Below are 6,836 nucleotides of genomic sequence, written 5' to 3'. Positions count from 1 at the left end.
GTCCCTTTCATACCAAACTCTAACCCTCCTTCTAATAAATTTTCAACTTAAAAAACAAATTTAAGTCTTAAAATCAATAAAAGCTAGCTTCACAGAGCAAAAAATGGTATGAATAAGTAGAATGAAAGGAGATGACCTGAATGGCATCATTAGAATATTATGTACAAGAAAGTCAAAATCTAGCTGTGTTAGGCGAAACAGCTTCTTATATCCCTGCACTTGATGAGCAGGATCCTTCCCAGTTCGCTGTGTGCTTGATTGATGAAAATGGAAATCAATTTTTAGCAGGCGACACATCAACATCTTTTACCCTTCAAAGTATTTCAAAAGTAATCTCGTTTATTTATGCGTGTGAAGAAATGACGCTCGATTATGTTTTACAGTATGTAGACGTTGAACCAACGGGTGATTCATTTAATTCGATTATTCGTTTAGAAAATACAGAGTTTGGTAAACCGTTCAACCCGATGATTAATGCAGGTGCGATTACCATAACCTCATTACTTCCAGGACAAAATCGCGAAGAGAAGTTTCAACACCTATGCGACTTTATGGGTAAAATGATTGGCAAACCGGTAAAGATTAATCAAGAAGTGTATGAATCAGAAATTAAAACAGCAGACCGAAACCGTTCGATTGCGTATTATTTAAAATCGAATCATATTTTACAAGGCGACGTGGAGAGTGTGCTAGATGTCTATTTCCGACATTGTGCAATTGAAGTAACAGTGGAGAGCTTGGCACGTATCGGTTTGATTTTGTCGAATGACGGTGTCGACCCAATTACGAATGAACGCTTCTTCTCAAAAGAGATTTCGAAAGTAGCAAAAGCATTGATGCTGACATGTGGTATGTATAACGCATCAGGAAAGTTCGCTACATTCGTCGGCTTACCATCTAAAAGTGGTGTGTCAGGTGGTATTTTAAGTGTGGCAGAACATGAAGACTTACAAGGTTTACAAGGAAAAATTGGGATTGCGACATTTGGGCCAGCTATCGATCCAATCGGAAATAGTGTAGCGGGAATTGAATTTTTAAAACGCATTTCGATTGAATATGATTTAAGTATATTCTAAATAATTTACATTTATCGCTATGTACAAAGCGAAGTTCATGTTAAAATAGAAGTATCATTGTATTCGTGTGAAATAGCAGGACATTGTCAATTGAACAATGTTGTCGTGTTTTTTGATTCAGGAGGTGGAATGTATGCATACAGCAATTCTAGTTGCATTATTAATTGTATCAGTCGCATTAATTATCGTGGTTTTATTACAATCTAGTAAAAGTGCAGGTCTTTCAGGAGCCATCTCAGGTGGTGCTGAACAACTTTTTGGTAAACAAAAAGCGCGTGGTATGGACCTAGTGTTACACCGTATCACCATTGTACTTTCAGTTATTTTCTTTGTTTTAGCAATCGCTATCGCAAAATTTTAATGAACAGATGATAACCGTCTAACCACCATGAGGTTAGGCGTTTTCTGTTATATATTGGAGGTTTGTGCTATGAAAATTTCATTACCGAAGCCATTTTTCTTTGAAGGAGGCCCACGAGCAGTCTTATTATTACATGGGTTTACAGGGAGTTCAGCCGATGTGCATATGCTAGGACGTTTTTTACAAAAGAACGGTTATACAACGATGGCTCCGCATTATAAAGGACATGGGACATCCCCAAAAGAATTAATTCATACTGGACCTGCAGATTGGTGGGCGGACGTACAGAATGCTTATCAGTCACTACAAGAGCAGGGATATGAAGAAATTGCTGTCGCTGGACTGTCACTTGGTGGCGTATTTTCGCTAAAATTAGGTTATACAGCTCCATTAAAGGGAATCGTCACGATGTGTGCTCCAATGTCGATGCGTACAACTGAAAAAATGTTTGAAGGTGTGTTAAAATATGCCTATGATTTTGGGCGAGCACATGCTTATACAGAAGACGAGCAAAAAGCATTACAGCAGCATTTAAAAGAGCAGGGAATGCCGTCACTACAAGAATTACGTCAATTGATTATGCAAGTACGTGAACGAGTAGATGAGATTTACGCTCCGATCTTTGTGGCGCAGGCATGTAAAGATGAGGTCATCGATATTCACTCTGCACAATATATTTATGACACAGTCGAATCCAATGACAAAACGATTAAATGGTATGAGAATTCAGGTCATGTCATTACATTAGATCAGGAAAGAAAAGAGTTACAGCAAGATATTTTGGACTTCTTGAATACATTAGATTGGTCCAAGTAATCAAATACAAACATGCTGTACAAGGAGGGAAGATTTATGAATTTTGAACAACAAATACTCACGCTGATGAAACAAGAGAACTATAAGCCTTCAACGGTTTCAGAAATCGAAGATCAGCTGGGACTAACAGATGCCGAGGACTTTAAAGAATTGGTCAAAGCATTTGTAAAACTAGAGGAACAAGGACGCATCGTTCGCTCAGGACAAGATCGCTATGGCTTACCAATTCAAATGGATCAAGTACGTGGACGCTTCATCGGACACGCGAAAGGATTCGGATTTGTAGCACCAGAAGAAGAAGGTATGGATGATATTTTCATTCCACCAACTGCCACAAATGGCGCGCTAAATACAGATACGGTATTAGTGAACATCTCGAAATTAAAATCCGGTGAGCGACGTGAAGGTGAAGTCGTAGAAATTATCGAACGCGGAAACTCAACAATCGTTGGAGAATTCCAAGCCAATCGTGGTTTCGGCTTTGTTGTACCAGATGATAAAAAGTTTGGCACAGACATTTTCATTGCGAAAAATCACACACTTGGTGCAGTAGACGGACATAAAGTAGTCGTCGAAATTACAGAATGGCCAGATGGTCGTCATTCAGCAGCGGGTATTGTAACAGCGATTTTAGGGCATAAAAATGATCCAGGTGTCGATATTTTATCCATTATTCACAAGCACAATATTGATGTGGATTTCCCACAAGAAGTATTAGATGCCGCAAAAGCAATTCCAGATACCGTTCAACCACAAGACTTAGAAGGTCGTCGTGATTTACGTGACCAACTGATTGTGACGATTGACGGTGAAACGGCGAAAGACTTAGATGACGCTGTAACGGTAACGAAAAATGATGATGGCACGTATAAACTAGGTGTACACATCGCAGACGTTAGTCACTATGTAACAGATGGTTCACCACTTGACCGTGAAGCATATGACCGCGCGACAAGTGTCTATTTAACGGACCGCGTGATACCAATGATTCCACACCGTTTATCGAACGGTATTTGCTCATTGAATCCACAAGTAGACCGTCTGACATTGTCATGTGAAATGACGATTAATGCACAAGGGATTGTCGTTGATCACGAAATTTTCGAGAGTGTGATTAACACAACAGAACGTATGACGTACACAGATGTGTATAAAATTTTAGAAGAAAAAGACGAAGCGCTAATTAAACGCTACGAACCGTTAGTACCGATGTTTGAACATATGAAAGAATTATCGGCTATTTTACGAAATCGTCGTGAAAAACGTGGTGCAGTAGACTTTGACTTCAAAGAATCTGCAGTTGTTGTAGATGAAAAAGGATGGCCAGTTGATGTAGTTATTCGTGAACGTACAGTGGCAGAGAAGTTAATTGAAGACTTCATGTTAGCAGCGAATGAAACAGTGGCAGAACATGTATTTAACATGAAATTACCATTCATCTACCGTATTCACGAAGATCCAAAACCTGAGAAGTTACAACGCTTCTTCGAGTTTATTACAAACTTCGGTATCCTTGTAAAAGGTAAGGGCGACACAGTAGATCCAAAGGCTTTACAACAGATTTTAGAGTCGGTAGAAGGACAACCTGAATACCCAGTAATCTCTACAATGATGTTACGCTCGATGCAACAAGCAAAGTATAGCCCAGAATCACTTGGACACTTTGGTTTATCAACAGAGTTCTATACGCACTTCACATCACCAATTCGTCGTTACCCTGACTTAATTGTGCATCGTTTATTACGCACATATGTCATCAATAAAGACACATCAGGCAAAACAATTGCGTATTGGGGCGCACATATGGAAGAAATCGCAAACCATACGTCAGAACGTGAACGCCGCGCAGTCGATGCGGAACGTGATACAGAATCAATTAAAAAAGCACAGTACATGTCAGATAAAATCGGTGAAGAGTTTGAAGGCATCGTGAGCTCGGTAACGAACTTCGGTATGTTTATCGAACTTGAAAATACGATTGAAGGACTTGTGCATAATAGTAATCTAACAGATGACTACTACAACTTTGATGAACGTACAATGTCGATGATTGGCGAACGTACAGGACGCATCTTCCGCATTGGTGACAAAGTGAAAGTCAAAGTACATGATGTGAACTTAGAAGAATCATCTGTCGACTTTATCGTTGTCGGTATGCCAGCGCCACGTGCGAAATCAGGCAGACCAACACGTGTCATTACAGCAGGTGGACGCGGTGCGAAGAAGAAATCTGAAGGACAAAAAAGTAGCGGTAGCGGCAGTTCGAAATCGCGCCGTACACCGAGTGGTCCAAAAGTGAACGGTAAAACACGTAAACAAGATCGCAAACGCAGTACGGAAGGCGAACCGAAAAAAGCGCATAAGGGCAAGAAGTTCTATGAGAGCATTGCCAAGCAACAGAAGAAAAAAGGACGCAAAAAGAAAAAATAACGAGCACAGCCCTCCTGACAAGTCGTTTGTCAGGAGCAGCTCACATTTGAGGTGATATACATGGCAAAGGGTGCAGGAAAAGTCGTTGCACAAAACAAAAAAGCAAATCACGATTATGCGATTGAAGAAACGATTGAAGCAGGCATTGTCCTAACGGGTACTGAGATTAAGTCAATCCGTAAAGGGAAAGTACAGTTGAAAGATTCCTACGTCATCATTCGTAACGGTGAAGCATTTATTTCAAACATGCACATTAGCCCATTCGAACAAGGGAACATCTTCAACCATGACCCATTACGTACACGTAAACTCTTATTACATCGCAAACAGATTGACCAACTAAACTTAGACGTAAAACGTGACGGTTACACCATTGTCCCATTGAAAATGTACTTAAAAGACGGTTTTGCTAAACTATTAATCGGTACAGGTAAAGGGAAAAAGACATATGATAAACGCCACGACTTAAAAGCAAAAGAAGCAAAACGAAACATGGATCGAGCAATTAAAGCGAAAAATCAATACTAATAGGCATTTTCCTTGAAGTATGACCATTTTTGTCATATAATATTCAAGTAATCAAGCTAGTATCAGATTCGTTCTGATTCTACAGTTGCCACTTCGCAACTGTATCCCGAATGAACCTTGATCATCCAATCTGCACTCTGAGAAGGCACACGCTTTCTACTGACGATGTTGCCTATTGGATGGAAAATTCACAATCACCCAATACTAGCTGTAGGAATGGATATATGAAATGCCCAGTGCGAATCATATGGAGATTCTGACATGTGGAAGTAGATTGGAACGGATATATGAGGAACTCGTGGTGTCATCGACATTGTGAAGAAAACATATAGAAGTTCTGAGACGCGAAAGCCACAGAACGCGCGAAGGAGTGTACGTTTGTACATGACTGAAGCAAGTGAAGGCAGCTGACAAAGCATTGCGCAGTAGATTGGAACGGACATATGAAAAATTCGTGGTGTTACCGACACAATGAAAAAAATCATATAGAAATTTCAAGATACAAGCAAGACGCGAAAGCCACAGAACGCGCGAAGGAGTGTACGTTTGTACATGACTGAAGCAAGTGAAGGCAGCTGACAAAGTATTGCGCAGTAGATTGGAATTTATATCAGGGGGACGTTACGGATTCGACAGGGATATCCAGGCTTAGGTTGCGCGTCGGAGGTCTCGGCTTCGTCACCAACGGAAGTTATATAATAACTGGCAAAACAAACAACAACTTAGCTTTCGCAGCCTAGTCTGCTGAAACTGCCTATCTACCCTATCGCCCATGTAGCGTAGTTTAGGCTCACTTATAGTGGGATACGCTGTTAGGTGCCACCTTAGTCTAACAGAAGAGATTTCAAGGTTAGCGTACACGACGCCTGTTTGTCGGCATACTGTCACGTGAACTTGCAAGTAGACAAACTACACGCGTAGAAGCCTAAGTACTGGAGTTTCTGGACGCGGGTTCGACTCCCGCCGTCTCCATATTACGAAATCATACGGTTTCATAGAGTGTCAAAATCCTTGATAGATAAGGGTTTTGGCACTTTTTTAGTTTCATGGATTTTCAGCAAACCGCAGCTAATGTGGAATAAGAAATTTAATCTAAAGAATCATTAGAAGCAATTCAGTTTATTTCTATTTTTTTAGTAGTTCAATAATTAAAGTTGGTATAATATGGTTATTGGTTCTTTTAAGTAGGGTCTTAAACCTGAGCAGGTTATCTCCATGGGGGACTCAACTACAAGAGAAAGACGAAGCAATTAAAAAGTTAAATTATTCAATTGATGATATTTTAAATCGACCTATATAAAAAAAGCACCTCAGCCCTGCTAATGCAGCGGGGAAAAGGTGCCGTGAAGAGCTTATCCAGCCCTGCTCATACAGCGGGGAAAGATTGTACTCAAATATATAGTATTAGTAAACTAATTATAATACATACACATTTTTTTGTGAAGTAACGGGAAGTATAGATGACGTATATTATTTATCTTGATGAATCCAATAAATTGGGTCAGCCAGGAATTGATTATTCATATTATGGTGCATTAGGTATGGAAGAAAATATAGCAGAAGAAATAAGAACATATTTAACTGATTTGAATAATAAATTAAATTCATCATCCGAAATGCATTTT

General features: G+C 39.8%; 5 protein-coding genes and 1 other RNA gene. All 6 read left to right on the top strand.

Annotated features, from left to right (window positions below; genetic code table 11):
• Window positions 1-140: 140 nt before the first annotated feature.
• The 6 genes from glsA to ssrA all read left to right on the top strand — a co-directional run bounded on the left by glsA (window position 141) and on the right by ssrA (window position 6,186).
• The gene (glsA, locus tag KGI01_RS13150) at window positions 141-1,076 is read left to right on the top strand and encodes a glutaminase A (RefSeq protein ID WP_068451252.1); all 936 of its coding nucleotides are present in this window, start codon (window positions 141-143) and stop codon (window positions 1,074-1,076) included.
• A 133-nt stretch (window positions 1,077-1,209) separates the two neighbouring features.
• Complete coding sequence (gene secG, locus KGI01_RS13145; protein WP_068451255.1) at window positions 1,210-1,437, top strand: preprotein translocase subunit SecG; 228 nt, start codon at window positions 1,210-1,212, stop codon at window positions 1,435-1,437.
• Window positions 1,438-1,506: 69 nt separating this feature from the next.
• Window positions 1,507-2,253: an alpha/beta hydrolase gene (locus KGI01_RS13140; protein ID WP_141275058.1), complete on the top strand. Its 747-nt coding sequence runs from the start codon at window positions 1,507-1,509 to the stop codon at window positions 2,251-2,253.
• 36 nt (window positions 2,254-2,289) lie between these two features.
• Complete coding sequence (gene rnr, locus KGI01_RS13135) at window positions 2,290-4,683, top strand: ribonuclease R (RefSeq protein ID WP_141275057.1); 2,394 nt, start codon at window positions 2,290-2,292, stop codon at window positions 4,681-4,683.
• Between the two features lie 60 nt (window positions 4,684-4,743).
• Window positions 4,744-5,211: an SsrA-binding protein SmpB gene (smpB, locus tag KGI01_RS13130; RefSeq protein ID WP_087679984.1), complete on the top strand. Its 468-nt coding sequence runs from the start codon at window positions 4,744-4,746 to the stop codon at window positions 5,209-5,211.
• Between the two features lie 614 nt (window positions 5,212-5,825).
• Window positions 5,826-6,186: a transfer-messenger RNA gene (gene ssrA / locus KGI01_RS13125) on the top strand.
• The last annotated feature ends 650 nt before the right edge of the window (window positions 6,187-6,836 follow it).

It is taken from the genome of Kurthia gibsonii (assembly GCF_006539985.1).
GTDB classification, from domain to species: Bacteria; Bacillota; Bacilli; order Bacillales_A; family Planococcaceae; genus Kurthia; species Kurthia gibsonii.
The sequence above is the reverse complement of the archived record's forward strand: the minus strand, read 5'-3'. Positions and strand labels throughout refer to the sequence as shown.

Coding starts and splice junctions, on each gene's coding strand:
- smpB (WP_087679984.1), top strand. CDS start 4,744: ATGGCAAAGGGTGCAGGAAAAGTCGTTGCACAAAACAAAAAAGCAAAT.
- glsA (WP_068451252.1), top strand. CDS start 141: ATGGCATCATTAGAATATTATGTACAAGAAAGTCAAAATCTAGCTGTG.
- rnr (WP_141275057.1), top strand. CDS start 2,290: ATGAATTTTGAACAACAAATACTCACGCTGATGAAACAAGAGAACTAT.
- secG (WP_068451255.1), top strand. CDS start 1,210: ATGCATACAGCAATTCTAGTTGCATTATTAATTGTATCAGTCGCATTA.
- KGI01_RS13140 (WP_141275058.1), top strand. CDS start 1,507: ATGAAAATTTCATTACCGAAGCCATTTTTCTTTGAAGGAGGCCCACGA.